23 protein-coding genes, 4 tRNA genes and 1 pseudogene are annotated in these 26,250 nt (G+C 38.3%); 19 read left to right on the forward strand and 9 right to left on the reverse strand.

Annotated features, from left to right (window positions below; all coding sequences use genetic code 11):
- Nucleotides 1-89: 89 nt before the first annotated feature.
- The 8 genes from dksA to glnE all read left to right on the forward strand — a co-directional run bounded on the left by dksA (nucleotide 90) and on the right by glnE (nucleotide 10,266).
- Nucleotides 90-527, forward strand: a complete 438-nt coding sequence (gene dksA / locus DQN49_RS09745) for an RNA polymerase-binding protein DksA (protein WP_005630220.1) — start codon at nucleotides 90-92, stop codon at nucleotides 525-527.
- Nucleotides 528-774: 247 nt separating this feature from the next.
- Complete coding sequence (gene pcnB / locus DQN49_RS09750; RefSeq protein ID WP_013527232.1) at nucleotides 775-2,133, forward strand: polynucleotide adenylyltransferase PcnB; 1,359 nt, start codon at nucleotides 775-777, stop codon at nucleotides 2,131-2,133.
- A gap of 8 nt (nucleotides 2,134-2,141) precedes the next feature.
- On the forward strand, nucleotides 2,142-2,624 hold the full coding sequence (gene folK / locus DQN49_RS09755; RefSeq protein ID WP_006995701.1) for a 2-amino-4-hydroxy-6-hydroxymethyldihydropteridine diphosphokinase: 483 nt from the start codon (nucleotides 2,142-2,144) through the stop codon (nucleotides 2,622-2,624).
- A 75-nt stretch (nucleotides 2,625-2,699) separates the two neighbouring features.
- On the forward strand, nucleotides 2,700-3,176 hold the full coding sequence (gene tsaE, locus DQN49_RS09760; RefSeq protein ID WP_005693857.1) for a tRNA (adenosine(37)-N6)-threonylcarbamoyltransferase complex ATPase subunit type 1 TsaE: 477 nt from the start codon (nucleotides 2,700-2,702) through the stop codon (nucleotides 3,174-3,176).
- A gap of 7 nt (nucleotides 3,177-3,183) precedes the next feature.
- Nucleotides 3,184-4,482, forward strand: a complete 1,299-nt coding sequence (locus DQN49_RS09765) for a LysM peptidoglycan-binding domain-containing protein (protein ID WP_005649777.1) — start codon at nucleotides 3,184-3,186, stop codon at nucleotides 4,480-4,482.
- The gene (mutL, locus tag DQN49_RS09770) at nucleotides 4,483-6,372 is read left to right on the forward strand and encodes a DNA mismatch repair endonuclease MutL (protein WP_006995698.1); all 1,890 of its coding nucleotides are present in this window, start codon (nucleotides 4,483-4,485) and stop codon (nucleotides 6,370-6,372) included.
- Between the two features lie 7 nt (nucleotides 6,373-6,379).
- Complete coding sequence (gene miaA, locus DQN49_RS09775) at nucleotides 6,380-7,315, forward strand: tRNA (adenosine(37)-N6)-dimethylallyltransferase MiaA (RefSeq protein ID WP_005693854.1); 936 nt, start codon at nucleotides 6,380-6,382, stop codon at nucleotides 7,313-7,315.
- Nucleotides 7,316-7,320: 5 nt separating this feature from the next.
- On the forward strand, nucleotides 7,321-10,266 hold the full coding sequence (gene glnE, locus DQN49_RS09780; protein ID WP_006995697.1) for a bifunctional [glutamate--ammonia ligase]-adenylyl-L-tyrosine phosphorylase/[glutamate--ammonia-ligase] adenylyltransferase: 2,946 nt from the start codon (nucleotides 7,321-7,323) through the stop codon (nucleotides 10,264-10,266).
- Between the two features lie 84 nt (nucleotides 10,267-10,350).
- Here the strand turns inward: glnE and recN are convergent, their stop codons facing one another.
- On the reverse strand, nucleotides 10,351-12,027 hold the full coding sequence (gene recN / locus DQN49_RS09785) for a DNA repair protein RecN (protein WP_006995696.1): 1,677 nt from the start codon (nucleotides 12,025-12,027) through the stop codon (nucleotides 10,351-10,353).
- 111 nt (nucleotides 12,028-12,138) lie between these two features.
- Nucleotides 12,139-13,029 carry an NAD(+) kinase gene (locus DQN49_RS09790; RefSeq protein ID WP_006995695.1) on the reverse strand — a complete coding sequence of 297 codons (891 nt, stop codon included), beginning with the start codon at nucleotides 13,027-13,029 and terminating at the stop codon, nucleotides 12,139-12,141.
- Between the two features lie 99 nt (nucleotides 13,030-13,128).
- Between DQN49_RS09790 and grpE the strand changes: the two genes are divergently transcribed.
- Entirely contained in the window at nucleotides 13,129-13,725 is a 597-nt protein-coding gene (gene grpE, locus DQN49_RS09795) for a nucleotide exchange factor GrpE (RefSeq protein WP_138676959.1), read from the forward strand.
- Between the two features lie 12 nt (nucleotides 13,726-13,737).
- Here the strand turns inward: grpE and DQN49_RS09800 are convergent, their stop codons facing one another.
- On the reverse strand, nucleotides 13,738-14,079 hold the full coding sequence (locus tag DQN49_RS09800; protein ID WP_006995693.1) for a nucleotidyltransferase family protein: 342 nt from the start codon (nucleotides 14,077-14,079) through the stop codon (nucleotides 13,738-13,740).
- On the reverse strand, nucleotides 14,072-14,512 hold the full coding sequence (locus DQN49_RS09805) for an HI0074 family nucleotidyltransferase substrate-binding subunit (protein ID WP_006995692.1): 441 nt from the start codon (nucleotides 14,510-14,512) through the stop codon (nucleotides 14,072-14,074). The genes DQN49_RS09800 and DQN49_RS09805 overlap by 8 nt, the downstream gene beginning before the upstream one ends.
- 280 nt (nucleotides 14,513-14,792) lie before the next feature.
- Between DQN49_RS09805 and nrdD the strand changes: the two genes are divergently transcribed.
- Together nrdD and tesB are read left to right on the forward strand one after the other, a co-directional pair.
- Nucleotides 14,793-16,916: an anaerobic ribonucleoside-triphosphate reductase gene (gene nrdD, locus DQN49_RS09810; RefSeq protein ID WP_006995691.1), complete on the forward strand. Its 2,124-nt coding sequence runs from the start codon at nucleotides 14,793-14,795 to the stop codon at nucleotides 16,914-16,916.
- A gap of 118 nt (nucleotides 16,917-17,034) precedes the next feature.
- A pseudogene (gene tesB / locus DQN49_RS09815) lies at nucleotides 17,035-17,895 on the forward strand (acyl-CoA thioesterase II).
- Between the two features lie 160 nt (nucleotides 17,896-18,055).
- Here the strand turns inward: tesB and cysS are convergent.
- On the reverse strand, nucleotides 18,056-19,435 hold the full coding sequence (cysS, locus tag DQN49_RS09820) for a cysteine--tRNA ligase (RefSeq protein ID WP_006995688.1): 1,380 nt from the start codon (nucleotides 19,433-19,435) through the stop codon (nucleotides 18,056-18,058).
- Nucleotides 19,436-19,537: 102 nt separating this feature from the next.
- Here cysS and DQN49_RS09825 point away from each other — a divergent pair, with 102 nt between their 5' ends.
- From DQN49_RS09825 to DQN49_RS09840, 4 genes are all read left to right on the forward strand, one after another.
- Entirely contained in the window at nucleotides 19,538-20,047 is a 510-nt protein-coding gene (locus DQN49_RS09825) for a peptidylprolyl isomerase (protein ID WP_005652519.1), read from the forward strand.
- A 54-nt stretch (nucleotides 20,048-20,101) separates the two neighbouring features.
- Complete coding sequence (locus DQN49_RS09830) at nucleotides 20,102-20,890, forward strand: TatD family hydrolase (RefSeq protein ID WP_006995687.1); 789 nt, start codon at nucleotides 20,102-20,104, stop codon at nucleotides 20,888-20,890.
- Nucleotides 20,891-20,951: 61 nt separating this feature from the next.
- On the forward strand, nucleotides 20,952-21,209 hold the full coding sequence (locus tag DQN49_RS09835) for a hypothetical protein (RefSeq protein ID WP_006995686.1): 258 nt from the start codon (nucleotides 20,952-20,954) through the stop codon (nucleotides 21,207-21,209).
- A 34-nt stretch (nucleotides 21,210-21,243) separates the two neighbouring features.
- Nucleotides 21,244-21,486 carry a uroporphyrinogen decarboxylase/cobalamine-independent methonine synthase family protein gene (locus tag DQN49_RS09840; RefSeq protein WP_006995685.1) on the forward strand — a complete coding sequence of 81 codons (243 nt, stop codon included), beginning with the start codon at nucleotides 21,244-21,246 and terminating at the stop codon, nucleotides 21,484-21,486.
- A 58-nt stretch (nucleotides 21,487-21,544) separates the two neighbouring features.
- Here DQN49_RS09840 and trxA read toward each other — a convergent pair whose 3' ends face one another.
- From trxA to DQN49_RS09855, 3 genes are all read right to left on the reverse strand, one after another.
- On the reverse strand, nucleotides 21,545-21,868 hold the full coding sequence (trxA, locus tag DQN49_RS09845) for a thioredoxin (RefSeq protein ID WP_005689970.1): 324 nt from the start codon (nucleotides 21,866-21,868) through the stop codon (nucleotides 21,545-21,547).
- Nucleotides 21,869-21,987: 119 nt separating this feature from the next.
- On the reverse strand, nucleotides 21,988-22,983 hold the full coding sequence (locus DQN49_RS09850) for a 2-hydroxyacid dehydrogenase (protein WP_006995684.1): 996 nt from the start codon (nucleotides 22,981-22,983) through the stop codon (nucleotides 21,988-21,990).
- A 12-nt stretch (nucleotides 22,984-22,995) separates the two neighbouring features.
- Nucleotides 22,996-24,105 (reverse strand): methionine biosynthesis PLP-dependent protein, encoded by a 1,110-nt coding sequence (locus DQN49_RS09855; protein WP_013525434.1) that lies wholly within the window; start codon nucleotides 24,103-24,105, stop codon nucleotides 22,996-22,998.
- A 246-nt stretch (nucleotides 24,106-24,351) separates the two neighbouring features.
- Here DQN49_RS09855 and DQN49_RS09860 point away from each other — a divergent pair.
- From DQN49_RS09860 to DQN49_RS09875, 4 genes are all read left to right on the forward strand, one after another.
- Nucleotides 24,352-24,427 (forward strand) — tRNA-Gly (locus DQN49_RS09860).
- Nucleotides 24,428-24,433: 6 nt separating this feature from the next.
- A tRNA-Cys gene (locus tag DQN49_RS09865) sits at nucleotides 24,434-24,507 on the forward strand.
- A gap of 27 nt (nucleotides 24,508-24,534) precedes the next feature.
- Nucleotides 24,535-24,621: transfer RNA gene (locus tag DQN49_RS09870), tRNA-Leu, on the forward strand.
- A gap of 50 nt (nucleotides 24,622-24,671) precedes the next feature.
- Nucleotides 24,672-24,747: transfer RNA gene (locus DQN49_RS09875), tRNA-Lys, on the forward strand.
- 207 nt (nucleotides 24,748-24,954) lie between these two features.
- Here DQN49_RS09875 and thrC read toward each other — a convergent pair.
- Nucleotides 24,955-26,232: a threonine synthase gene (gene thrC / locus DQN49_RS09880; protein WP_006995682.1), complete on the reverse strand. Its 1,278-nt coding sequence runs from the start codon at nucleotides 26,230-26,232 to the stop codon at nucleotides 24,955-24,957.
- Nucleotides 26,233-26,250: the final 18 nt, after the last annotated feature.

Raw genomic sequence — 26,250 nt, forward strand, 5'->3', positions numbered from 1 at the left:
TCCTAAAATAGCAGTCAGGAACAAACTAAAATAACAAGACAGGAAGTCGTGAAGTCCACGCTTAATTCTGTATGTATTAGGAGTGAGAGATGTCAAGAGCATCATTGAGCTTGCTAGATTTAGCAGGCGTTAAGCCTTATCAAATGAAAAAAGATGAAGAATATATGAATGAAGAGCAAATTCTTCATTTCAGAAAAATTCTTAATGCTTGGCACGAGCAAATCGTGGAAGAAGCTTCTCGCACCGTTGCACATATGCAGGATGAAGTAACCAATTTCCCCGATCCTGCAGACCGAGCAACTCAAGAAGAGGAATTTAGTCTAGAATTACGTAATCGAGATCGCGAACGTAAACTAATGAAAAAAATCGAAGCAACCTTGAAGAAACTTGATACCGATGATTTTGGTTACTGCGATTGTTGTGGTGAAGAAATCGGCATTCGCCGTTTAGAAGCACGCCCAACAGCAGATCTTTGCATTGATTGCAAAACTTTAGCTGAAATCCGCGAAAAACAAGTCGCTGGTTAATTCATTCTATTGAAAAATACAAAAGTGCGGTTAAAATTAGCCGCACTTTTTTGCATTTAAAAATGCAGGAAAATCCACTTGCCTTTTTCTTTACAAGAAAAGAGCCAAGTCATTTATTTCCAACAACAAAACGGAGTAAATTATTCTTACTTATATCAAAAATTTGTTTGGCAAGAAGACAAAAAAATCAAAAGAGGTTGCCAAAACAAGTGCTCATTCTAAACGAGTTGAGCGTTCTAATAGCCAAATGCCAAAAGCGCGAGCAAAAAAATCAGAACAAACACGTCGCTATGATAAAAATGTGATTAAAGCGGCTCAATTTGATATTTCTCCGCGTGATTTTAGCCGTAATGCTCTCAATGTAGTGGAAAAACTGCAACGTCAAGGTTTTGAGGCTTATATCGTCGGTGGATGTATCCGTGATTTATTGCTCGGTAAAAAACCAAAAGATTTTGATGTTGCAACAAACGCCCGCCCTGAGCAAATCCAAAACATTTTTCAACGCCAATGTCGTTTAGTGGGTCGCCGTTTCCGCTTAGCACATATTATGTTTGGTCGAGATATTATTGAAGTCGCCACTTTCCGTGCTAATCACAGTGATGCTCGCAATGAAAATCAAGCGAAACAGAGCAATGAAGGCATGTTACTACGCGATAATGTTTACGGTACGATCGAACAAGATGCAGCACGCCGTGATTTTACGGTCAATGCGCTGTATTACAATCCGCAGGATAATACGTTACGAGATTATTTCGAGGGCATTAAAGATCTCAAAGCGGGCAAGCTACGCTTAATTGGCGATCCTGTTACACGTTATCAAGAAGATCCTGTGCGCATGCTACGCTCAATTCGTTTTATGGCAAAACTTGATATGTTCCTTGAAAAACCAAGTGAACAGCCAATTCGTGAACTCGCGCCTTTATTAAAAAATATTCCGCCAGCCCGCTTATTTGACGAAAGCTTAAAATTATTGCAGGCAGGACGAGGGGTAAAAACCTATCGTTTATTACGCCAATATGGTTTATTTGAACAACTTTTCCCTGCATTAAGCTCATATTTTACAGAGAAAGAAGATAGCTTTGCAGAACGCATGATCGTTACCGCCCTTAGTTCGACAGATGAACGTGTTGCGGATAAACTTCGTATTAATCCTGCATTCTTATTTGCAGCATTTTTCTGGTATCCATTGCGCGAAAAAGTGGAAATTTTAAAAAATGAAGGCGGTTTAAATAATCATGATGCTTATGCTTTAGCGGGTAATGAAGTTTTAGATTTATTCTGCCGAGCTTTAGCTGCACCACGTCGTCATACTGCGGTCATTCGAGATATTTGGTTCTTACAACTGCAATTATTAAAACGTACTGGCTCAGCACCAATGCGCACCATGGAACATCCAAAATTCCGTGCTGGCTTTGATTTACTGGCTATGCGAGCAGAAATTGAAGGTGGCGAAACCATTGAATTAGCCAAATGGTGGCACGAATATCAATTAAGCAATGGTGAACAGCGCGAACAGTTGATACAAGAGCAACAACGCTTACATCCTAAACCAAAGAAAAAATACTACCGTCCACGCCGTCGTAAAATAACACGTTCAGCAGAGTAAGGGGAGATATGATTACTGCATATATTGCTCTAGGTAGCAATTTAAACACACCAGTAGAACAATTACATGCTGCGCTTAAAGCGATAAGTCAGTTACCAAACACGCATTTAGTAACGACGAGCTCTTTTTATAAAAGCAAACCGCTCGGCCCACAAGATCAACCCGATTATGTGAATGCCGTTGCAAAAATTGAAACCGAACTTAGTCCGCTCAAGCTATTAGATGAATTACAGCGTATTGAAAACGAGCAAGGTCGAGTGCGTTTACGTCTCTGGGGCGAACGCACGTTAGATTTAGATATTTTGCTCTACGGCAATGAAATTATTCAAAACGAACGCTTAACAATTCCCCATTATGATATGCATAACCGTGAGTTTGTCATTGTGCCGTTGTTTGAAATCGCATCGGATTTAGTTTTACCAAATAGTCAAATCATAACAGAGCTGGTCAAGCAATTTGCTGACCACAAAATGATAAAATTAAATCCCTAGAAATTTCACCGCACTTTTATGAACCTCAAAAGTGCGGTAGAATCAGCCCACATTTTTCTTCATTCATGACCCGTTATGGAAAGCTTAACTCAATATATCCCTGATGAATTTTCTATGCTCCGCTTCGGCAAAAAATTTGCGGAAATTCTTTTAAAATTACATACAGAAAAAGCAATTATGGTTTATCTTAACGGTGATCTTGGGGCAGGAAAAACAACGCTAACGCGCGGAATGTTGCAAGGCATAGGTCATCAAGGTAATGTAAAAAGCCCAACTTATACGCTGGTTGAAGAATACAATATCGCAGGCAAAATGATTTATCATTTTGATTTATATCGTTTAGCAGATCCTGAAGAGCTCGAATTTATGGGCATTAGAGATTATTTTAATACTGATAGTATTTGCTTAATTGAATGGTCTGAAAAAGGTCAAGGCATATTGCCGGAAGCGGATATTTTAGTGAATATTGATTATTACGATGATGCACGAAATATTGAATTAATCGCACAAACAAATTTGGGTAAAAATATTATAAGCGCATTTTCTAATTAACTTATTTATGAAAACTAAAATTTTATTTTTTCTTTTTTTCTCGACATTTAGCTTTTCTATTTTTGCAGCTCCTATTACGATTGCAATTGACCCAGGTCATGGGGGAAAAGATCCTGGTGCAATCGGCCGAAACTTAGGCATTTATGAAAAAAATGTTACCCTTTCAATTGCAAAAGAATTAAAAGCCTTATTAGATAAAGATCCACATTTTCGCGGTGTATTAACGCGTAAAAGTGATTATTATATTTCCGTGCCTGAACGTTCAGAAATCGCACGTAAATTTAAAGCCAATTATCTTATTTCCATTCATGCGGATTCATCTGAATCGCCTGATCGTCGCGGGGCTTCTGTTTGGGTATTGTCAAACCGTCGAGCCAATGATGAAATGGGTCAATGGTTAGAAGACGATGAAAAACGCTCGGAATTACTTGGTGGAGCGGGAAAGGTGCTTTCACACAATAATGACAAATATCTTGACCAGACTGTACTTGATCTGCAATTCGGACATAGCCAACGTACAGGCTATGTGTTAGGCGAACATATTTTGCACCATTTTGCTAAAGTAACAACATTAAGTCGCAGTACGCCACAACATGCAAGTCTGGGTGTTCTACGTTCGCCAGATATTCCTTCTGTGTTGGTAGAAACTGGATTTCTTTCCAATTCAGAAGAAGAAAAAAAACTTAATTCCCAAACTTATCGTCGCCGCATTGCTTATATGATTTATGAAGGCTTAGTTGCATTCCATAGCGGTAAAACCAACACTTTAGTTAAAGACAATTTAGTGCAAAACATCAAACAAAACGATATAAAAAAATCAGGGAAAAATAACCGCACTTCAGAACAAAATATAAATGAAGATAATATTAAAGACAGTGGCATTCGCCATATTGTAAAAAAAGGAGAAAGTTTAGGCAGCTTATCAAATAAATATCACGTAAAAGTCTCTGATATTATTAAATTAAATCAATTAAAGAGAAAAACACTTTGGCTAAATGAAAGTATTAAAATCCCTGATAATGTCGAGATAAAAAATAAATCATTAACAATTAAAGAAAATGATTTTCATAAAAAACAAAATAGCTCAGTAAATAATACCAATAAAGATTTAAAAAAAGAGAAAAATACACAAACTAATAATCAAAAAAATATAATTCCGCTCTATCATAAAGTAACAAAAAACCAAACACTTTATGCTATTTCGAGGGAATATAACATTCCAGTAAATATACTATTGAGCCTAAATCCACATTTAAAAAATGGCAAAGTTATTACAGGACAAAAAATAAAATTAAGAGAAAAATAAATGCCTATTAAAATTCTTTCCCCACAACTTGCTAACCAAATTGCTGCTGGAGAAGTGGTAGAACGCCCTGCATCAGTGGTAAAAGAATTAGTGGAAAATAGCCTTGATGCAGGTGCAAATAAAATCCAAATTGATATCGAAAATGGTGGGGCAAATTTAATCCGCATTCGTGACAATGGCTGTGGTATTCCAAAAGAAGAATTAAGCCTCGCTTTAGCACGACATGCTACGAGTAAAATAGCCGATCTTGACGATCTCGAAGCGATTTTAAGTTTAGGTTTTCGTGGCGAGGCATTAGCTAGTATCAGTTCCGTATCACGCCTAACCCTTACTTCTCGTACCGAAGAACAAACTGAAGCGTGGCAAGTTTATGCGCAAGGTCGTGATATGGAAACCACAATCAAACCAGCATCACATCCTGTCGGCACAACAGTTGAAGTTGCCAATCTTTTTTTCAATACGCCAGCCCGCCGAAAATTTTTGCGCACAGATAAAACAGAATTTGCGCATATTGATGAAGTCATTCGTCGTATTGCTTTAACGAAATTCAACACAGCATTTACATTAACGCATAATGGAAAAATTATCCGTCAATACCGTCCTGCCGAAGCAATCAATCAACAACTAAAACGTGTCGCCGCGATTTGTGGGGATGATTTTGTCAAAAATGCCTTACGAATTGAGTGGAAACACGATGATTTACATTTATCAGGTTGGGTGGCGACACCAAATTTTAGCCGAACTCAAAACGATTTAAGTTATTGCTATATTAATGGCCGAATGGTTCGAGATAAAGTGATCAGCCATGCGATTCGACAAGCCTATGCTCAATATTTACCAACCGATGTTTATCCTGCGTTTGTGTTGTTTATTGACTTAAACCCGCACGATGTAGATGTCAATGTTCATCCAACCAAACATGAAGTACGCTTTCACCAACAACGTCTCATTCATGATTTTATTTACGAAGGCATCAGCCATGCGCTAAACAATCAAGAACAGCTTAATTGGCACACAGACCAAAGTGCGGTAGAAAATCGCGAAGAAAATACGGTGCGTGAGCCCCAACCGAATTACAGTATTCGTCCTAATCGTGCAGCTGCGGGGCAAAATAGCTTTGCGCCAAAATATCATGAAAAATCACAGCAAAATCAACCGCACTTTTCTAACACACCAGTGTTTCCAAATCATGTAAGTACTGGTTATCGAGATTACCGTTCTGATGCACCGAGTAAAACTGAGCAACGTTTATATGCTGAATTGTTACGCACGTTACCGCCTACAGAGCAAAGGGATATATCGAATACAGCACAACAAAATATTTCAGATACAGCTAAAATCATCTCAACTGAAATAATTGAGTGTTCATCACATCTGCGTGCCCTTTCACTTATTGAAAATCGCGCGCTGTTATTACAACAAAACCAAGATTTCTTTTTGCTTTCATTGGAAAAATTACAACGCTTGCAATGGCAACTAGCGTTAAAACAAATACAGATTGAACAACAACCATTGTTGATTCCAATCGTGTTCCGATTAACCGAATCACAATTTCAAGCATGGCAACAATATTCAGATGACTTCAAAAAAATTGGCTTTGAATTTATCGAAAATCAAGCACAATTACGTTTAACTTTAAATCGCGTGCCAAGTTTATTACGCACACAAAATCTACAAAAATGCGTGATGGCAATGCTGACTAGAGATGAAAATTCATCACCATTTTTAACCGCACTTTGCGCACAATTAGAATGCAAAACCTTTAACGCTTTAGCGGATGCACTCAATTTATTGAGCGATACAGAACGTTTACTGACGCAAACGAATCGCACGGCATTCACCCAATTACTCAAACCTGTTAATTGGCAGCCTTTATTAGACGAAATTTAGATTCTTCATGAAACCAACCGCAATTTTTTTAATGGGCCCTACGGCCTCAGGCAAAACGGATTTAGCTATTCAACTACGAAGCCAACTTCCAGTCGAAGTGATTAGTGTAGATTCAGCTCTTATTTATAAGGGAATGGATATTGGCACAGCGAAACCATCAAAAGAAGAACTTGCCCTTGCGCCTCACCGTTTAATTGATATTTTAGATCCATCAGAAAGCTATTCCGCAATGAATTTCCGCGATGATGCGCTACGCGAAATGGCGGATATTACCGCACAAGGCAAAATTCCGTTACTAGTGGGCGGCACGATGTTGTATTACAAAGCCTTAATCGAAGGGCTTTCTCCCTTGCCTTCTGCTGATGAAAATATTCGTGCCGAGCTTGAACAAAAAGCAGCTCAACAAGGTTGGGCAGCATTGCATACAGAACTCGCCAAAATCGATCCCATTTCTGCCGCCCGAATTAATCCCAGTGATTCTCAACGAATCAATCGCGCTTTAGAGGTTTTTTATATCACGGGAAAATCACTCACAGAGCTGACTGAAGAAAAAGGCGAAGCTTTGCCTTATGATTTTGTGCAATTTGCAATTGCGCCGCAAGATCGCCATGTTTTGCATGAACGCATCGAACAACGCTTTCATAAAATGATTGAACTAGGCTTTCAAGCAGAAGTGGAAAAACTTTATGCGCGTGGCGATTTAAATATTAATCTGCCGTCAATTCGCTGTGTAGGGTATCGTCAAATGTGGGAATATTTGCAAGGTGATTACGCTTACGAGGAAATGATTTTCCGTGGTATTTGTGCAACGCGCCAACTTGCAAAACGCCAGCTCACTTGGCTACGCGGCTGGAAAACACCAATACAATGGCTAGATAGTTTGCAACCTCAACAAGCGAAAGAAACCGTATTACGTCACTTAGATTCCTATCAAAAAGGTTAGAAAAAATGACCGCACTTTCGGCCCTCATCGAACAAAAATTACAATCTCTTGGCACAATCCTGTGCCAATCTTTTCCAGAACTTTCCCCAGAAAAAATTCACGAAGCCATTCAACAAAATTCAAATCATCCAGAACTGCCTGTTTATCAATTAGGCTATGCCATAGCAATGTCTGACTTTGTGGAAAAAGTCTTGCAAAAATACCCGCACTTAGTGAAACAATGGTGGGAAAAATCCCCCTGTTTTGCAGATTGCACTGCCTATATTGAACGTTTGAATAGAGAGTTAGCCAATGTACATGACGAAACTGCACTCTATCAAACATTACGCCAATTCCGTAACATTGAAATGGCAAAATTAAGTTTTTGTCAAAGTTTGAATCTTGCCACTGTTGAGGAAATTTTTGTTCAGCTTTCACAACTTGCAGAGAGTTTAATTATCGCTGCCCGCGATTGGCTTTATCATCAAGCCTGTGCGGAGATAGGCACACCAATGGATGAACAAGGCAATCAGCAGCAGCTTTATATCCTAGGAATGGGGAAATTAGGCGGCTTTGAACTAAATTTTTCCTCAGATATTGATTTAATTTTTACTTATCCATCACAAGGGGAAACGTCCGTTGAGAATACGAATGCTCGACGTTCTGTAGATAATACGAAATTTTTCACACGTTTAGGACAACGCCTTATTTCTGCCTTAGATGAATTTACCTCTGATGGTTTTGTATATCGAACCGATATGCGCTTGCGCCCATTTGGCGATAGCGGCGGGCTTGTTCTTAGCTTTGCAGCAATGGAACAATATTATCAAGATCAAGGTCGAGATTGGGAACGCTATGCAATGATTAAAGGGCGAGTATTGGGCGTACAAACAAAGGATCCCAACGTTTCAAAATTGCAAAAAATGTTACGCCCCTTTGTGTATCGTCGCTATATTGACTTTAGTGTGATTCAATCTTTACGTGAAATGAAAGGCAAAATTGAGCGAGAAGTACGCCGTCGTGGTTTGAAAGATAATATTAAACTAGGTGCTGGTGGTATTCGTGAAGTCGAATTTATCGTACAAGTATTTCAACTCATTCGAGGCGGGCGAGAAATCAATCTGCAACAACATTCACTCTTAAAGATCTTGCCTGAAATTACCAAACTAGGATTAATTACCGAACAACAATTCCACGATTTACGTGAAAGTTATATTTTTTTACGCCGCGTAGAAAACATTCTACAAGCCATTAACGATCAACAAACGCAAACACTACCAACCGATGAAATAGATCAAATTCGTTTAGTCAAGGCATGTAAAACTTTCACCTGTTTAAATGAAAATAATCAAACCATTGAAAAACATTATCCAATAGAAAATTGGGACGATTTTTACCGCACTTTACAACAAAAACAAGAAAAAGTGCGGGCAGTATTTACTCAATTAATCGGTGATGAACAAGATGAGCCTTCACAAACTGATAGCCAATGGCAAGATTTTTTAGAAGCAGATTTTGAGGATATTGAACAAACATTATTAGAGAGTGGTGTATCAGAAAATAATATTGATGAAGTTTTAGAAAAGCTTGCTCAATTCAAAAACGGCCTAAATCACAGAGTGATTGGTTCGCGTGGGCGTGATGTTTTGAGTCATTTGATGCCAACAGTACTTGCACTCATTTTTGAACAAGAAAATTACCGCACTTTGCTTCCGCGGATTCTGAACATTATTGAAAAAATTTCGAGTCGCACGACTTATTTAGAATTATTGTTGGAAAATCCTCGCGCACTTCAGCAAGTTATTGAACTTTGTGCGCAGTCTCAACTTATTTCAGAACAATTGGCGCGCCATCCTATCTTATTAGATGAATTGCTTAATACGGAAGCACTACGCCATCCGTTGCCATTTACCCAATATCCTGCAGAGTTACACCAATATTTGCTTCGTTTACCCCCTGATGATGAAGAACAGCTTATTGATGCTTTACGTCAATTTAAACAAGCAACCCTATTAAAAGTGGCAGCGGCAGATATTTTAGGTGCATTGCCAGTAATGAAAGTAAGCGATCATTTAACCTATCTTGCTGAAGCCATTATTGAAGTGGTTGTGAATCTAACTTGGAAACAAGTGTCTTCTAGATTTGGCGTGCCAGAACATTTACAAAATAATGAAAAAGGATTTTTAGTGATTGGTTATGGAAAACTAGGTGGTATTGAACTCGGTTATAAATCCGATTTAGACCTCGTATTTTTGTACGATGCCGTAGAAAGTCAAACAACAGGTGGCAAAAAAGTGATTGATAGCAATCAATTTTACCTACGCTTGGCACAAAAGATTGTGAGTATTTTCAGCATAAATACTTCCGCTGGCGTACTTTATGAGGCTGATATGCACCTGCGCCCTTCTGGCGATGCTGGCTTAATTGGCTGCTCTCTTTCTGCATTTTCCCATTATCAATTGAATGACGCTTGGACATGGGAAAAACAAGCACTTGTGCGCGCTCGTCCAGTATTTGGCGAATCATCTCTTAAAGCTAAATTTGAGCATATCCGCCAACAAGTGCTTTCTGCATCACGAGATATTGAACAATTAAAACAAGATGTTATTGAGATGCGAAAAAAAATGTTTACCCATTTATCTCACTCAAAACACAGTGAATTTAACCTTAAAACAGATCGCGGTGGCATTACAGATATAGAATTTATTGCTCAATATTTAATGCTTGCCAATGCCCCGAAAAAACCACAACTAACAAAATGGTCAGACAATGTACGTATTTTCGATGATATGGCAGAGGCTAAAATTATTAGCCAAACAGACTGCGACACATTAAAACAATGTTATGTTGATTTACGTAATGCTATTCACCATTTAAATTTGATAGGCAAATCCCCCGTTGTGGATGAAACTGAATTTGTCAAAGAGCGGTCATTTATTCAAGCATTTTGGGATAGGTTATTTGTATCCTAAAATATGGCTTGTGGACGTTTCAAAAATAGCCTTCATCACAAATCTTCTTGAAACCTCGCAAAAACTAAATATTCAATCCTATTTTTAATGAACCAAATCTAACATTTCCTGTGCATTGGCTAGAGCTAATTCTGTGATTTCACTTCCGCCCAAGAGTCTTGCCAAGGCTGGTACACGTTCAGCTTGTGAAAGTGCGGTCATTTTTGTTTCAGTTTTATTATCAACAGTAAATTTTTCCACATTAAACTGATGATGACCATGACAAGCAACCTGTGGCAGATGGGTTACGCATAATACTTGGCAGCGTTCACTTAATTGACGTAAAAGTTTTCCGACAACACTTGCTGTTTTTCCGCTAATGCCCACGTCCACTTCATCGAAAATTAAGGTTGGAATAGCCGATTGATCAGAAGTTAAAACTTGAATCGCTAAAGAAATACGAGAAAGCTCACCACCAGAGGCAATTTTAGCTAATGGCTGCGGTTGTTGTCCTAAATTACTACGCAAAGTGAAAATCACATTATCCGCACCATTTGCACTCACTTTATCTAAATCCGTATTCAACTCTACATAAAATTCAGCGTTTTCCATTGCAAGTTGTTTTATCGACTGTGTGACATTTTGCGCTAAGCGGGTTGCAGATTGCTGACGACTTGCTGTTAATGCTGTAGCCGTTGCTTGCATTTGTTCAAATGCTCGTTTTTCTTGCTCAATCAACATCTCTTCACTTTCAGAAAAATCTAAAAGTGCGGTTAATTCTGCTTTTAATTTTTTGTGCTGTTCTACAAGATCTTCAGGTTTAACTTGATGTTTACGAGCAAGTTGTAAAGCCTGACTAATTCGCTGTTCGATTTCCTGTAAAAGCCGAGGATCCTGCTCGATATTACTTGATAAATTTTGCACTTCACTGGTTGCTTCTTGCACTTGAATCAACGCATCATTCAACATATTTTGCACTTCAGCATATTGCGGATCAAGTTCAGCTAATTCATCAATATATTGTGTCGCACGATAAAGCAAGCTATCGATATTTACGGTGTCATTTTCACTTAAAATTTGCAGTGCAGATTGGGAAAGTTGAGTTAGCTGTTCGCTGCTAGATAAACGACGTTGTTCATCTTCTAATTCCAAATATTCATTTGGTCGAAGGTTAAATTCATCTAACTCATCCACTTGATACTGTAAAAGTTGTTTACGTGCTTCATTTTCCGCCACTTTTTGTTGAAAGGTTTTAACTTGATTTTGAAGATTTTTCCATGTCTGATAATCTTCACGCATTTTCACAAGTAATTCAGGATGAGCGGCAAAATTATCAACTAACTGAAGCTGATAGTCATTTTTTAACAATAATTGAGAAGCGTGTTGCCCATTAATATGAACAAGATATTGAGCAATTTCTTTTAATTGAGAAGCGGATACTGGTGTACTATTAATAAAAGCCTTAGAACGTCCGTCTGCATTAATTATGCGACGTAAAATACATTCAGTTGGATTATCTGGATCCTGTAATTCTTGCTCACTCAACCAGTGATAAGCAGGATTTTGCGATTCTAGTTGGAAAGTTGCACAAATTTCCGCACGCTCTTGCCCTTCACGCACCATTGAGGTTTCTACTCTTTGTCCGAAACATAAACCTAAAGCATCAATGGCGATAGATTTTCCAGCACCAGTTTCCCCTGTTATAACAGACATTCCTTTCGCCAATTCAATATCAAGCTGACGAACAATCGCAAAATTATTGATAGTAAGTTGAGTAAGCATAGCAAAATCCTTTAACTGTATATTTAATATGATATAACTGATTTAATTTACAGTAAAGGATTTTTTACAGTATTTTGTCAAATCTATTTCAATCGAAAATTTTTACCATAATCAAAATGATTTTAACCAACCTAATTTGCTACTTAACACATTGTAATAATTATAATTTTTCAGATGAAGCAATCGGAGTTTATGCTCGCTTTTTTGAATATGCACCACATCATCTGGGGTAAAAGGTAAGGTAATTTGACTATCACAGCCCACTTCTAATTGAGAGGTATTATGTTCAGCAAAACGAATCGATATTTTACTATCCCCATCAACAACAAGAGGGCGAGAAGTTAATGTATGTGGAAACATTGGCACTAATGCAATGGCATTAAGGTTTGGTGTCAAAATAGGTCCACCAGCGGAAAGAGAATAAGCCGTAGAACCTGTTGGAGTAGAAACAATTAATCCATCAGAACGTTGAGAAAATGCAAACTTATCATTGATATATACGTGAAAGTCAATCATATGTGCAATTTTGGCGGGATGAATAACCGCTTCATTTACCGCATTGCTGGTTGATACGATTTCACTTGCTCGTTCGATTTTTGCTTCCAATAAAAAACGTTCTTCCACAAAAAATTCGCCACGTTCTAAACAAGCTTCAAGCTGGGAATAGGCATTTTTCGGGTCAATATCCGTTAAAAATCCCAAATTACCACGATTAATACCAATCAATGGAATATCATATTTTGCTAATACGCGAGCGCACCCTAGCATATTGCCGTCTCCACCAATCACAATGGCTAATTGGGCTCGGCGACCTATTTCTTCTAACGTAGCAAGATGTTCAAAAGGTAATTCAAGTGTTATGGCGACTTCTTTTTCCACCAACACTTGATAACCACGTTCCATTAACCAATGAAATAAGTTTTTGTGCATTTGTAAGTTAATGTCATTGCGAGGCTTACCTACAAGAGCAATGGTTTTAAAGGAACGATATAAATGATTCATAAAATGACCGCACTTGAATTTAACATTTTCGTCATTATATCGTTTTTTGCTACACTATGCCCAATTACGATTAATCAATTTTGTTTTACGGAGAAAAAAATGTCAGAACAAGAACAAAAAGTTAAAAACCCAGAAGTAGAAAATCAAGAAGAAGTCGTTGTGGAAGAAGCACAACAAGCAGATCCTTCTCAAGAATTTGATCCTTTAGAAGAAGCTATTGCCCGCGTGCAAGAGCTTGAAGAGCAGCTAAAAACTCAAATAGAAGAAGCCGCAAACAAAGAACAGGATATTTTACTTCGCTCTCGTGCTGAAATTGAAAATCTTCGTCGTCGTACTGAACAAGACGTAGAAAAAGCACATAAATTCGCTTTGGAAAAATTTTCAAAAGACATTTTGAATACTATCGATAACCTAGAGCGTGCCCTTGCCACTCCAGCAAATAAAGAAGATGAAAGCGTAAAAGCCTTATTTGACGGCGTAGAACTGACCTTAAAAGAATTAGTTTCAACCGTTGGGCGTTTTGGCGTGGAAGCTGTGGGAGTTGTCGGTGAAGCATTTAATCCTGATTTACATCAAGCCATTTCAATGCAACCTGCTGAAGGCTTTGAAACCAATCAAATTAGCGTGGTATTGCAAAAAGGCTACACCTTAAGTGGTCGAGTCATTCGCCCAGCGATGGTAATGGTGGCAGCTTAATTTACATTTGGTCTAAAGAGCGGTCGGTTTTTCGACCGTTTTTTCTTTTTCCTGAATAACAACATAAACTTTACGGATAATTTCCCTAAAATCTTCGCTCGTTGTAGCCCAATCTAGAAGATCAACGCGCCACGGTAAATCTGATTCAGAAAAAGCTTCCTTTAATCTATCACGCACTAAAAAATCTAAAGGTTGCTCAGAGATAATCGCAAGGTCAAGATCGGAATATTTTTTTGCTTTTCCCTTTACACGAGAACCGAAAGCCCACACGGTATAATCAGGTACTAATTGTTGTAAAATAGTTTTCACAATCGCCAATTCTTCAGATTTTATATCAAGCTGAAAACTAGTCATATTGATTTCTCTGACGTAATTGTTCCAATAGGAAACGACTTTCTATTAAAAAATCATCAATTTGTGCATAAACAGCCATGGCTTTTTCCTGATCATAAGTATGTGATGTAATATTACGCATATCACGATAAGCAACCCATTTTGACATATCTTTAATCAAACCAAATCTCAATGCTTCTCGCAAAATATCCTTAAATCCATAAGCCCCAATGTCATCGGTATTAATTGCATCTTGTTGAAGTTGGCGTTTCATCATTTTTAAACTTAACTCATAAACAAATTCAAATTTCTGAATTGCACCTGCAATTAAGGTATCTTGTACAATAGAGGGTTGCATATCAAACCAATTTCTGTCTGAAATTTGTACTACGGTTTGCTCTAACGAATAAAATGCAGCGTCTAATACATTTAAATTTAGCTTATCAGTCATCATTTTTACCTCTGTTAAATACTCATCTATTTTACCATAGACTATTTTTTCTCAAAACCTATAACCCCAAAAGTAAACATTGTGATATTGATCACAAAATCAAAAATATTTGAGAAAAGCTCTCAACAACTTAATGTGATATTTTTCTAATAAAATCAATCTTTAACAAAATTATCTTACGACAAAAAGGTCTAAAACACTACATATTGTGTGTTGATTATCTTTTTAGATCTATATATAGTGCAATCCGCATTTCAAAAACACTATATATTGGAGCTATATCATGAGTAACTTTGGGGTCATCAAGCGCGATGGTTCTCGTTCGGAGTTTGAGATTCAACGTATCATTAATGCCATTAAAAAAGCCGCAAGTGCGGTCAATATTTCCGATGAATTTTATTGCCACCAAATTGGGCAAGAAGTAGGGAATGAAATTTTCACCCGTCATCAAGGCGAGATTGATATTAATCAGATTCAAAAAATCGTTGAAGATAAATTGATGGCAAGTCGTTATCCTGAGATTGCTCGTGCGTATATCGAATATCGTCATGATCGTGATTTAGCCCGCGAAAAACGTAGCCAGCTAACAAAAGAAATTGAAGGCTTGATTGAACAAAGCAACGTAGAATTACTTAATGAAAACGCCAATAAAGACGCGAAAGTGATTCCAACGCAACGAGATTTGCTTGCTGGAATTGTGGCAAAACATTATGCCAAGCACCATATTCTTCCACGCGATGTGGTAGAGGCTCACGAAAAAGGTGAAATTCATTATCACGATTTAGATTACGCGCCGTTCTTTCCAATGTTTAACTGTATGTTAGTTGATTTAGAAGGGATGCTTTCTCGTGGTTTCAAAATGGGCAATGCGGAAATCGAACCCCCTAAATCTATCGGCACCGCAACGGCAGTGACAGCACAAATTATCGCCCAAGTTGCGAGCCATATTTACGGTGGCACAACCATTAATCGTATTGATGAAGTACTTTCCCCTTATGTGCAAATCAGTTACGAAAAACATCTCAAACATGCCCAAGAATGGAACGTGCCTGATGTTGAAGGTTATGCCAAAGCATTGATTGAAAAAGAATGTTTCGATGCCTTCCAATCCTTAGAATATGAAGTTAATACACTACATACTTCAAACGGACAAACACCATTTGTGACCTTTGGTTTTGGTTTAGGTACAAGCTGGCAATCCCGTTTAATTCAGCAAGCTATTTTAAAAAATCGGATTCGTGGACTTGGAAAAAATCATAAAACGCCAGTCTTTCCAAAACTCGTTTTCACCATTAAAAAAAGCTTGAACCAAAATAAAGGCGATCCGAATTACGATATCAAACAACTCGCATTAGAATGCGCATCAAAACGTATGTATCCAGATATTCTCAATTACGAGCAAGTAGTTAAAATCACAGGCTCTTTTAAAGCCCCAATGGGATGCCGTAGCTTTTTAGGTGCATACGAAGAAAAAGGCCACGAAATTCACGATGGGCGTAATAATCTTGGTGTGGTGAGTTTGAATTTACCGCGTATTGCGTTGGAGTCCAAAAACGAAGAAGATTTCTACCGCACTTTAGATGAACGTTTAGCTATTGCGAAAAAAGCATTAATGACGCGTGTTGCCCGTCTTGAGAATACCAAAGCTCGCGTTGCTCCAATTCTTTATATGGAAGGTGCATGCGGAGTGCGGTTAAAAGCGGATGAAAATGTGGCACAAATTTTCAAAAATGGGCGCGCCTCTATTTCCCTTGGCTATATCGGTATTCACGAAACCATTAATGCGCTATATAACAAAGGGCATATTTTTGATGATGAACAATTACGCGAAAAAGGCATTGCGATTGTTCGCCACCTTAGCGAGGCAGTTAAACGCTGGCAAAAAGAAACTGGCTATGCCTTCAGCCTTTACTCCACGCCAAGTGAAAACTTATGCGACCGCTTCTGCCGTCTAGATACCAAAAAATTTGGCGTGATTGAAGGCGTCACGGATAAAGGCTACTACACAAATAGTTACCACTTAGATGTAGAAAAGAAAGTGAATCCTTACGACAAACTGGATTTTGAAATGGCATATCCCCCACTCGCCAGCGGCGGTTTTATTTGCTACGGTGAATATCCAAATATTCAACACAACTTAAAAGCATTGGAAGATGTGTGGGATTATAGCTACGATCGCGTACCTTACTACGGCACAAACACACCGATTGACGAATGTTATGAATGTGGTTTCACTGGCGAGTTTGAATGTACCAGCAAAGGTTTTGTCTGCCCTAAATGTGGCAATCACGACAGCACAAAAGTGTCTGTCACTCGCCGCGTCTGTGGCTATCTAGGCAGTCCTGATGCCCGCCCATTTAATGCGGGAAAACAGGAAGAAGTGAAGAGAAGAGTTAAACACCTTTGATTTAACTCCCTAGCAAAAGCACGCATTTTTTAATGCGTGCTTTTTGTTACCAACTTTGGCATTCCCCAAAATCTCCGCTAAAATAACCGCACTTTTTCTTATCTTCTAGGAAAGCAATATGTCAGATATTCTCAATAACCTCATTCATCTTCTTAAACTTGAAAAAATTGATGATTTAATCTTTCGTGGTGAAAGCCAAGATTTAGGTTTTCGTCAAGTATTTGGCGGGCAAGTAGTGGCACAGGCGTTATCTGCAGCAATGCAGGTGGCGCCAGAAGATCGCATTTTACATTCTTGTCATGCCTATTTTCTTGCTCCAGGAGACAGCCAATATCCGATTATTTACGATGTGGAAACCTTGCGTGAAGGGCGTAACTTTTCTGCATTACGCGTAAAAGCCATTCAACATAAAAATACCATTTGCCATGTAACAGCCTCTTTCCAAGTGCAGGAAAAAGGTTTTGAACATCAAAATTCAATGCCAAATGTTGGCGCGCCTGAAGACTTTACAGATGAAAATGTGATGCTACAAAAAGTGGCTCAAACCTTGCCAGAACCACTCAATGAAAAATTTGCGGCAGAGCGTCCATTTGAGGTACGTACCAAATATTTGAATAACCCATTTAACGGGACAAAATTGCCAGCCGAGCAATATTCTTGGTTTAAAGCCAATGGTGAAACGCCGCTTGATATAAAAATTTAGCAATGTTTATTGGCTTATTTTTCCGATTTTCACTGTATTTTGACCGCACTTCATCCGCACGAAAAAGGCTTTTTACAAAAAGGAATGAAAGTGGCAACCATTGATCATAGTATTTGGTTCCATCGTCCGTTTGATTTAAATCACTGGCATTTGCACGCAATTGAAAGCAATAATGCCTTTGGAGGGCGAGGCTTAGCTCGCGGGCAAATTTTCTCGCAAGATGGTCAATTAATCGCGACAACACAACAAGAAGGTTTGATCCGTTTTAACGAATAAGAGAGAAAAAATGACCGCACTTATTACACAATTTTGGCAACAAATTGAAACCGCGCAAACCTTGAAATCCTATATTAAGAAATGATGAAAAAATAAAAAGACTAAGTTCTATTACATTCTGAACTTAGTCTTTTTAATGGAAATGATTTAACGTTTGAATTTATTGCTTACGCCAAGTTGTTCCATTCGCCCCATCTTCTAATACGATGCCCATAGCGGTAAGCTCATTACGCGCAGCATCAGCAGTAGCCCAATCTTTAGCAGCGCGGGCTTCATTGCGTTGTTTAATCAGTGCTTCAATTTTTGCCACTTCATCATCGTCAGAACCTGCTTGTAAGAATTTTTCTGGATCTTGTTGAAGTAATCCTAAAATCGCCCCCAATTCACGCAAACGCGCGGCAAGTCCATTGGCTTTCTCAACATCCTCTGTTTTTAACTTGTTAATTTCACGCGCCATTTCGAATAAAACAGAAAGTGCATTTGGCGTATTAAAATCATCATCCATTGCTTCACGGAAGGTTTCCACAAAATTTTCTCCGCCAAAAACAACCGCACTTTGATCCGTTCCACGTAAAGCCGTGTATAAACGTTCCAACGCACCTTGCGCTAAATTCAAGTTTTCTTCGCTGTAATTTAGCTGGCTACGATAATGTGCCGTTAATAAGAAATAACGTACCGCCTCTGCATTGTAATGGTTTAATACATCACGAATTGTGAAGAAATTGCCGAGAGATTTCGACATTTTTTCTTTATCCACCATAATCATGCCGGAATGGATCCAATAATTCACATATTGGCCGCCATGCGCACAGCAAGATTGTGCAATTTCATTTTCGTGGTGTGGGAACATTAAATCAGAGCCACCACCGTGAATATCAAAATGCTCGCCAAGCTGTTTGCAGTTCATAGCCGAACATTCAATATGCCAGCCAGGACGACCTGCGCCCCAAGGGGAAGCCCAACTTGGTTCGTTTTCTTTCGACATTTTCCAAAGCACGAAATCCATTGGATTTTTCTTAATTTCATTGATTTCAATGCGTGAACCAGCTTGTAATTGCTCAAGATCTTGACGAGATAATTTGCCATATTCTTTGAAGCTTTCTACATCAAACATCACATCGCCATTATCTGCAACATAAGCATGTCCACGTTTAATCAATTTTTCCACAATTTCAATAATTTCAGGAATATGATGGGTTGCGCGAGGCTCAAAATCAGGGCGTAATACATTAAGTGCATCAAAATCTTTATACATTTCCTGCACCATACGATCCACTAGCTGATCGCAGGTTTCTTTGTTTTCTAATGCACGTTTGATGATTTTGTCATCTACGTCCGTAATATTTCGCACATAAGTTAAATCGTAACCCAAAGAACGTAAATAACGGGCAATCACATCAAAACACACAAAAGTGCGTCCATGACCGATATGGCACAAATCATAAACAGTAACGCCACAAACATACATTCCCACTTTATTTTCGTGGATAGGTTTAAAGATTTCTTTTTCTCTCGTTAAGGTATTGAAAATTTTTAGCATTTTTAAGCTCGTAAAATGAAATAAAAACAAACCGCACTTTTATAGCACTTTTACCTCGATTGTGGAATAATACGACCCTTAATTTTTTAGAGGGAAAACAAAATGGTTACATTACACACAAATTTTGGCGACATTAAAATTAAATTGGATTTTGATAAAGCTCCAGTTACGGCAGAAAATTTCTTAAATTACTGCAAAGAAGGTTTTTATAATAACACAATTTTTCATCGTGTTATTGATGGTTTTATGATTCAAGGAGGAGGTATGGAAAGCGGTATGCGTGAAAAAGCAACTAAAGCACCAATCCAAAATGAAGCGAACAATCGTTTAAGTAACAAACGTGGAACCATTGCAATGGCACGCACTTCAGATCCACATTCAGCGACCGCACAATTTTTCATTAACGTGGCAGACAATGATTTCTTAAATTATCGTTCAAAAGAAATGTTTGGTCGCGAAGTCGTTCAAGAATGGGGCTATGCAGTATTTGGAGAAGTAGTAGAAGGGATGGATGTTGTCGATAAAATCAAAAAAGTGAAAACGGGCAACAAAGGCTTTCATCAAGATGTTCCAACTGAAGATGTAGTGATTACATTGGTTTCAGTAGAATAATGGTGAATGGCGGATAAATTCCGCCATTTTTTATCGAGCTAAAGGAAAATGCACATGCCTTTCTTCGACACTCACACGCATCTTGATTATCTCCAACAATTTACTGGGGAACCGTTGTCACAGCTTATTGATAATGCTAAGCAAGCCGATGTGCAAAAAATACTGGTTGTGGCGGTGAAAGAAGCTGATTTTAAAACAATCCAAAATATGACCGCACTTTTTCCTGATAATTTGTACTATGGGCTTGGGCTCCATCCTCTTTATATTCAAGAACACGCCGAAAATGATTTGATTCTGTTAGAACAAGCCTTAAAAAATCGTGATGCAAATTGCACGGCAGTGGCAGAAATTGGTTTAGAACGCGCAATTCCTGATTTGCTCACCGATGAACTTTGGGCAAAGCAATGTCATTTTTTTGAAAGCCAACTTTATTTGGCAAAGCAATTTAATTTACCCGTCAATATTCACAGTCGAAAAACCCATGATCAAATTTTTACTTTTTTAAAACGTATTCCATTATCTAAACTTGGCGTGGTACATGGTTTTTCAGGAAGTTACGATCAAACAAAACGCTTTGTTGATTTAGGCTATAAAATCGGAGTTGGCGGCACTATCACTTATGAACGAGCCAATAAAACTCGTCAAGCGATTGCAAAACTACCACTTGATGCCTTAGTGTTGGAAACAGACAGTCCAGATATGCCTGTATTTGGTTTTCAAGGCCAACCTAATCGACCAGAACGTATTGTGGAAAGTTTCAAAGCCCTTTGTACCTTAAGAAATGAACCTGCTGAATTGATTAAAAAACTTACATGGGAAAATGCTTGCCAGATTTTTTCTTGATCCACGTCACATTACTGAAATTATTTTGAATTAAATTGCAGTATTCAATGGCTTAAAATCCATGGTGACATCGGGCAATTATGCTTCTTATTATTTAGCGCTTTTGCCTTCCGAAAATGGCGAAACTATTGATAACTGGGTGCTTCCACTTGGCACTCAAGGCTTAACTTTTGAAGCCGATAGCTGGAATGGCTTAGATATGCGTAGCAATGTTTCTTGCTTTATGCGCATGACCGATATGCCATTAGATCGTAGCTGGCGTGTAGCGTGGAACTCTCCCCTAATTACATGTATGCCATGGCAACTGGAGCAAAGATGAAAGCGTATTACTGCGCGGGTCTTATACATCATTAGTGGATTTATTTGAATCGGCATTACCTGATATTTTAATGCTCGAATTTTCTACGCCAAGAGCGGGAGAATTAAGTTCGTTATTAGCAAGTGAAATCTTAAGACAAAAATGTATTTTAGGCTTAGGCGTCATCAATCCTCGTTCTGATGAAGTGGAAACTGTAGCACAAATTGTTCAGCGCGCAGAAAAAGCCTTAAATTACCTTCCACCAGAGCAAATATCAAAATTTCAGACAAAAAAATAGCCCCATTAAGAGGCAATCTTATCAATGCGCTAAAGTTACTTATAGCTTTAAACAACGATTAAATATGTTGGTTAATGAAGTTAGCTAATTGAGTTTTTGCTAATGCACCAACTTGAGTCGCAACAACTTGACCATTTTTAATCAATAATAATGTTGGGATACTACGAACACCAAATTGTGCTGGCGTTGCTTGGTTGTCGTCCACATTCATTTTCACGATTTTAACTTTACCAGCAAATTCAGGCGCAAGTTCATCTAACACTGGAGCAATCATTTTGCAAGGACCACACCAAGGTGCCCAAAAGTCTAATAAAACGGGGATATCTGAATTAACTACAACACTTTCAAAATCTGCGTCATTAATGTGTAATACTTCGCTCATTTTGTTTTCCTTATTTTGTGAATGGAATCCCTATATAAGGGCTTTTTTTAAACTTACAAGTGCGGTGCAGAATAACACCGTTTTAAAAAATGTAAACTAATCGTTTTAATTGCCAAAAGCTAAGACGGCAAAACAATATTTTCACACACTTTACCAGATTTTAATTTATAAACGTTTGATAAAGTCACGTCTGCAATATTGGTTAGTGCTTCTTCGGTTAAAAACGCTTGGTGACCTGTTAGCAATACATTATGGCAAGAAGATAAACGGCGGAAAATATCATCTTGAATCACTTCGTTAGACTTATCTTCAAAGAATAAATCACGCTCATTCTCATAAACGTCCATACCTAACGCACCGATTTTGCGCTGTTTTAACGCATCAATTGCAGCTTGAGTATCAATCAAAGAACCACGGCTCGTATTAACGATCATCACGCCATCTTTCATTTTTGCAAAAGCCTCGCGATTTAATAAATGATAGTTTTCTGGCGTTGCTGGGCAATGAAGCGTAATCACATGAGATTTAGCATAAAGCTCATCTAATTCAACATATTGTCCCCCCAGTTCTTCCACCACTGGATTTTTGAAAGGATCGTACGCCAAGATATTCATGCCAAAACCTTTCAAAATTCGCATCACTGCGATCCCGATTTTTCCTGTTCCGATTACGCCGACTGTGCGTCCGTACATATTGAAACCAATTAACCCCTCAAGAGAGAAATTCGCTTCTCGGGTACGCTGATAAGCACGATGAATTCGACGATTCAGTGTCATCATCAAACCGATGGTATGTTCCGCCACCGCTTCAGGCGAATAAGCTGGAACGCGGACAACTTGGATGCCTAAGTCTTGAGCTGCTTTTAAATCAACATTATTGAAGCCAGCACAACGCAAAGCCACAATTTTCACACCAAGTGCGGCTAATTTTTCTAATACTTTTCGGCTACCATTATCATTCACGAAAATGCATACTACTTCGCAATGTTCTGCCAAACGCACAGTGCTCTCGTTCAGCATAAAATCAAAAAATTCTAAATCGAAATTATATTTCGCGTTAATGAGCTCAATATATTTTCTGTCATAACTTTTAGTGCTATAGATTGCAATTTTCATGGTTTGCTCCAATTATTTTAAGTTTGCAAAAGCTTGTAATAAGTCCGCTTTAATATCTTCTACATCTTCAATACCGACTGAAAAACGCAACAAGGTATTAGTAATCCCACGAGCTACACGCTCGGGTTCTGGAATATCCATATGAGTTTGAGTGGCAGGATAAGTAATAAAACTTTCTGTGCCGCCTAGACTTTCTGCAAAAGTAATCAATTTGATGGATTTTAAGAATGTATTAACCCAAGCTTCATCTTGCAAACGGAAAGACAACATCCCACCTTTATTTGGATAAAGCACCGATTCCACTTGTGGTTGAGCTCTTAAAAATTCCGCAATAGCTTGTGCATTTTCTTGATGGCGTTTCATACGCAAAGAAAGGGTCTTCATACCGCGAATAGTCAGCCAAGAATCAAACGGAGAAAGTACTGCACCCGCACCATTTTGAATATAAGCAATGCGATCACAAAGTGCTTGTCCTTTCGCAACAATTAAACCAACAAGTGCATCATTATGACCAGCAATATATTTAGTTCCGCTGTGAATTACCACATCAGCGCCTAAATCTAACGGACGAGAAAGCACAGGCGTTAGAAACGTATTATCCACGATCAACATTAAGTTATGTTTTTTCGCAAGTTTTGCAATTTCAACCACATCACATTCTTCCATTAAAGGATTTGATGGGGTTTCAATAAAAATCGCTTTCGTATTTGGGTTAATGGCAGCCTCAATTTCTGAAGCAGATGCTGTATTAACATAAACAGGTTTTACACTATTGTTATTTTTATAAGAAAAATCTAATAGTCGATAAGTACCACCATACACATCGCTAGAAACAATCCATTCATCTGGAGCGGTAAAAAGCGTCATCAAAACTTGAATTGCAGCCATACCAGAAGAAAACGCAAAGCCACGATCTCCATTCTCTAATTTAGCTATCGTTTCTTCTAATACTGTGCGAGTTGGATTTTTGGTACGTGTGTAATCAAATCCCGTACTTTCACCGATACCACAATGACCATAAGCCGTAGAAAGAAAAATTGGTGCAGAAACCGCGCCCGTACGCTCATCACTACGATTGCCTGCTTGAGCTAATAAAGTATCGATAGCATATTGTTGTGTCATAACATCCTCTAAAAATAATGAAAAAATCAACCGCACTTTACGTGCTAAAAAACGTTTAGCATTTTGGCACAAAGGAAAAAGTGATAAAAGTAGAAATTAGAAAATTACATAAAATTTCATTTTTCCATCATTTTCTGTGATTTATTTGAACAAAATGAACTTTTTTTAAACGGTTAGACAATTTTTTTAAATCTGTAATTGACAGTTATCTGAATTTCCGTAAAATGCGCACCACTAACAGCGAATGCGGGAATAGCTCAGTTGGTAGAGCACGACCTTGCCAAGGTCGGGGTCGCGAGTTCGAGCCTCGTTTCCCGCTCCAATTCGTGGCGTGTTAGCAAAGCGGTTATGCACTGGATTGCAAATCCATGTAGCTCGGTTCGACTCCGGGACACGCCTCCATAATACGCAAATGTTAGTTGTCTATATGCCCGAGTGGTGGAATCGGTAGACACAAGGGATTTAAAATCCCTCGCCTTTCGAGGCGTGCCAGTTCAAGTCTGGCTTCGGGCACCATTTAAACACCAATCTAAAGGTTTTAAAATTAATTTTAAAATCAGTCTTTTGGGTCGTTAGCTCAGTCGGTAGAGCAGCGGACTTTTAATCCGTTGGTCGAAGGTTCGAATCCTTCACGACCCACCACTTAAAAATAAAGTAAGCACCGAAAGGTGTTTTTTTATTGCCTAAATCTGATACTATTTTTTAAATTACTTGCTTATTGAAAAATAGCTATTCTCTCCATCCAATCTAAAATAATTAATATATTTTATCGCTACGTTATATTTTCTAAAATAAAATAGCACCTGAAAATCAGATGCTATCCAAAACACAATAAAAATTTACCGCACTTTATGACTTCAATAAGTAAGCCCGTAGTTGTGCAAAATCATTATCCATTTCATCAGAAAGCAATGGTAGCTGATTATGTTTATCCAGTGTTTCAGGTAATGGAAGCTGAATACCAAGAATACGTTCTACGGATTCTTTAAATTTCGCAGGATGCGCCGTACACAGGAAGATTCCTGTTTCACTCGCTTTAAGTTGATCTTTCAACACCTGATAAGCTATCGCACCGTGAGGTTCACATAAATAACCTTTCGACTGCATCGCTTTTAAGCTATCTTCTGTTTCGCTATCACTTAGCATCCCCGAACCTAAATCAGTTAAATCCCAACCATTTCGTTTAAACAATTCCTCCACTCTCGGCCAATTATTTGGGCGACTTACATCCATTGCATTAGAAAGGGTTGCAACTGTCGTTTTAGGCTCCCAATTACCCGATTTCAAATAACGTGGCACAGTATCATTTGCGTTTGTTGAGGCGACAAAGCGTTTTATCGGCAAGCCTAAGGTTTTTGCAATTAATCCCGCAGTTAAGTTACCAAAATTACCACTTGGCACAGAAACCACGACATTATCACGTTCTTCTTTTGGCAATTGTGCGACAGCCTCAAAGTAATAACAAACTTGAGCTAATAAACGGCTGATATTAATAGAATTTGCAGAGTTCAGCCCGATAGCTTGGCGCAATTCAACATCATCAAAGGCTTGCTTAACCAAAGCCTGACACGCATCGAAATCAGCGTTAATAGCAACAGTACGAATATTCCCACCTAAAGTACAGAATAGCTTTTCTTGTAATGGGCTGATTTTGCCTTTTGGATAAAGGATAACTACATTAATATTTTCTAATCCATAAAACGCATGTGCTACAGCGGCTCCAGTATCTCCAGACGTAGCCGTTAAAATAGTAATTTTGCCATCACCACGAACTGCTGCAAGCGCCTGAGCCATAAAACGCCCACCAAAATCTTTAAATGCTAGCGTTGGACCGTGAAATAACTCAAGTGCATAAATATTATCTTCCACTTTTTCTAACGGTGCAGGAAAAGTGAATGCATTTTTCACCATCGCATCTAACGTTGCTTGTGGTAACTCGCCATCAATTAATGCACCTAGAATTTTTTGACTACGCTCAACAAGAGGCAATTCAAGTAATTCATTAATGTTATTAAGTTTAGGAATAACTTCTGGAAAGAATAAACCTTGATCCCGCCCAAGACCTTGACGAACAGCCTGAGAAAAAGTGACTTGTTCTTCTGGGTGTTTGATATTGTATAAATTCATATTTAATCCGTTTTTAAT

Source organism: Haemophilus aegyptius, assembly GCF_900475885.1.
Taxonomy (GTDB): Bacteria; Pseudomonadota; Gammaproteobacteria; order Enterobacterales; family Pasteurellaceae; genus Haemophilus; species Haemophilus influenzae.

What these genes read in the sequence shown, in the direction of transcription:
- dksA (WP_005630220.1), top strand. Translation starts at nt 90, where the DNA reads ATGTCAAGAGCATCATTGAGCTTGCTAGATTTAGCAGGCGTTAAGCCT.
- pcnB (WP_013527232.1), top strand. Translation starts at nt 775, where the DNA reads ATGCCAAAAGCGCGAGCAAAAAAATCAGAACAAACACGTCGCTATGAT.
- folK (WP_006995701.1), top strand. Translation starts at nt 2,142, where the DNA reads ATGATTACTGCATATATTGCTCTAGGTAGCAATTTAAACACACCAGTA.
- tsaE (WP_005693857.1), top strand. Translation starts at nt 2,700, where the DNA reads ATGGAAAGCTTAACTCAATATATCCCTGATGAATTTTCTATGCTCCGC.
- DQN49_RS09765 (WP_005649777.1), top strand. Translation starts at nt 3,184, where the DNA reads ATGAAAACTAAAATTTTATTTTTTCTTTTTTTCTCGACATTTAGCTTT.
- mutL (WP_006995698.1), top strand. Translation starts at nt 4,483, where the DNA reads ATGCCTATTAAAATTCTTTCCCCACAACTTGCTAACCAAATTGCTGCT.
- miaA (WP_005693854.1), top strand. Translation starts at nt 6,380, where the DNA reads ATGAAACCAACCGCAATTTTTTTAATGGGCCCTACGGCCTCAGGCAAA.
- glnE (WP_006995697.1), top strand. Translation starts at nt 7,321, where the DNA reads ATGACCGCACTTTCGGCCCTCATCGAACAAAAATTACAATCTCTTGGC.
- recN (WP_006995696.1), bottom strand. Translation starts at nt 12,027, where the DNA reads ATGCTTACTCAACTTACTATCAATAATTTTGCGATTGTTCGTCAGCTT.
- DQN49_RS09790 (WP_006995695.1), bottom strand. Translation starts at nt 13,029, where the DNA reads ATGAATCATTTATATCGTTCCTTTAAAACCATTGCTCTTGTAGGTAAG.
- grpE (WP_138676959.1), top strand. Translation starts at nt 13,129, where the DNA reads ATGTCAGAACAAGAACAAAAAGTTAAAAACCCAGAAGTAGAAAATCAA.
- DQN49_RS09800 (WP_006995693.1), bottom strand. Translation starts at nt 14,079, where the DNA reads ATGACTAGTTTTCAGCTTGATATAAAATCTGAAGAATTGGCGATTGTG.
- DQN49_RS09805 (WP_006995692.1), bottom strand. Translation starts at nt 14,512, where the DNA reads ATGATGACTGATAAGCTAAATTTAAATGTATTAGACGCTGCATTTTAT.
- nrdD (WP_006995691.1), top strand. Translation starts at nt 14,793, where the DNA reads ATGAGTAACTTTGGGGTCATCAAGCGCGATGGTTCTCGTTCGGAGTTT.
- cysS (WP_006995688.1), bottom strand. Translation starts at nt 19,435, where the DNA reads ATGCTAAAAATTTTCAATACCTTAACGAGAGAAAAAGAAATCTTTAAA.
- DQN49_RS09825 (WP_005652519.1), top strand. Translation starts at nt 19,538, where the DNA reads ATGGTTACATTACACACAAATTTTGGCGACATTAAAATTAAATTGGAT.
- DQN49_RS09830 (WP_006995687.1), top strand. Translation starts at nt 20,102, where the DNA reads ATGCCTTTCTTCGACACTCACACGCATCTTGATTATCTCCAACAATTT.
- DQN49_RS09835 (WP_006995686.1), top strand. Translation starts at nt 20,952, where the DNA reads ATGGTGACATCGGGCAATTATGCTTCTTATTATTTAGCGCTTTTGCCT.
- trxA (WP_005689970.1), bottom strand. Translation starts at nt 21,868, where the DNA reads ATGAGCGAAGTATTACACATTAATGACGCAGATTTTGAAAGTGTTGTA.
- DQN49_RS09850 (WP_006995684.1), bottom strand. Translation starts at nt 22,983, where the DNA reads ATGAAAATTGCAATCTATAGCACTAAAAGTTATGACAGAAAATATATT.
- DQN49_RS09855 (WP_013525434.1), bottom strand. Translation starts at nt 24,105, where the DNA reads ATGACACAACAATATGCTATCGATACTTTATTAGCTCAAGCAGGCAAT.
- thrC (WP_006995682.1), bottom strand. Translation starts at nt 26,232, where the DNA reads ATGAATTTATACAATATCAAACACCCAGAAGAACAAGTCACTTTTTCT.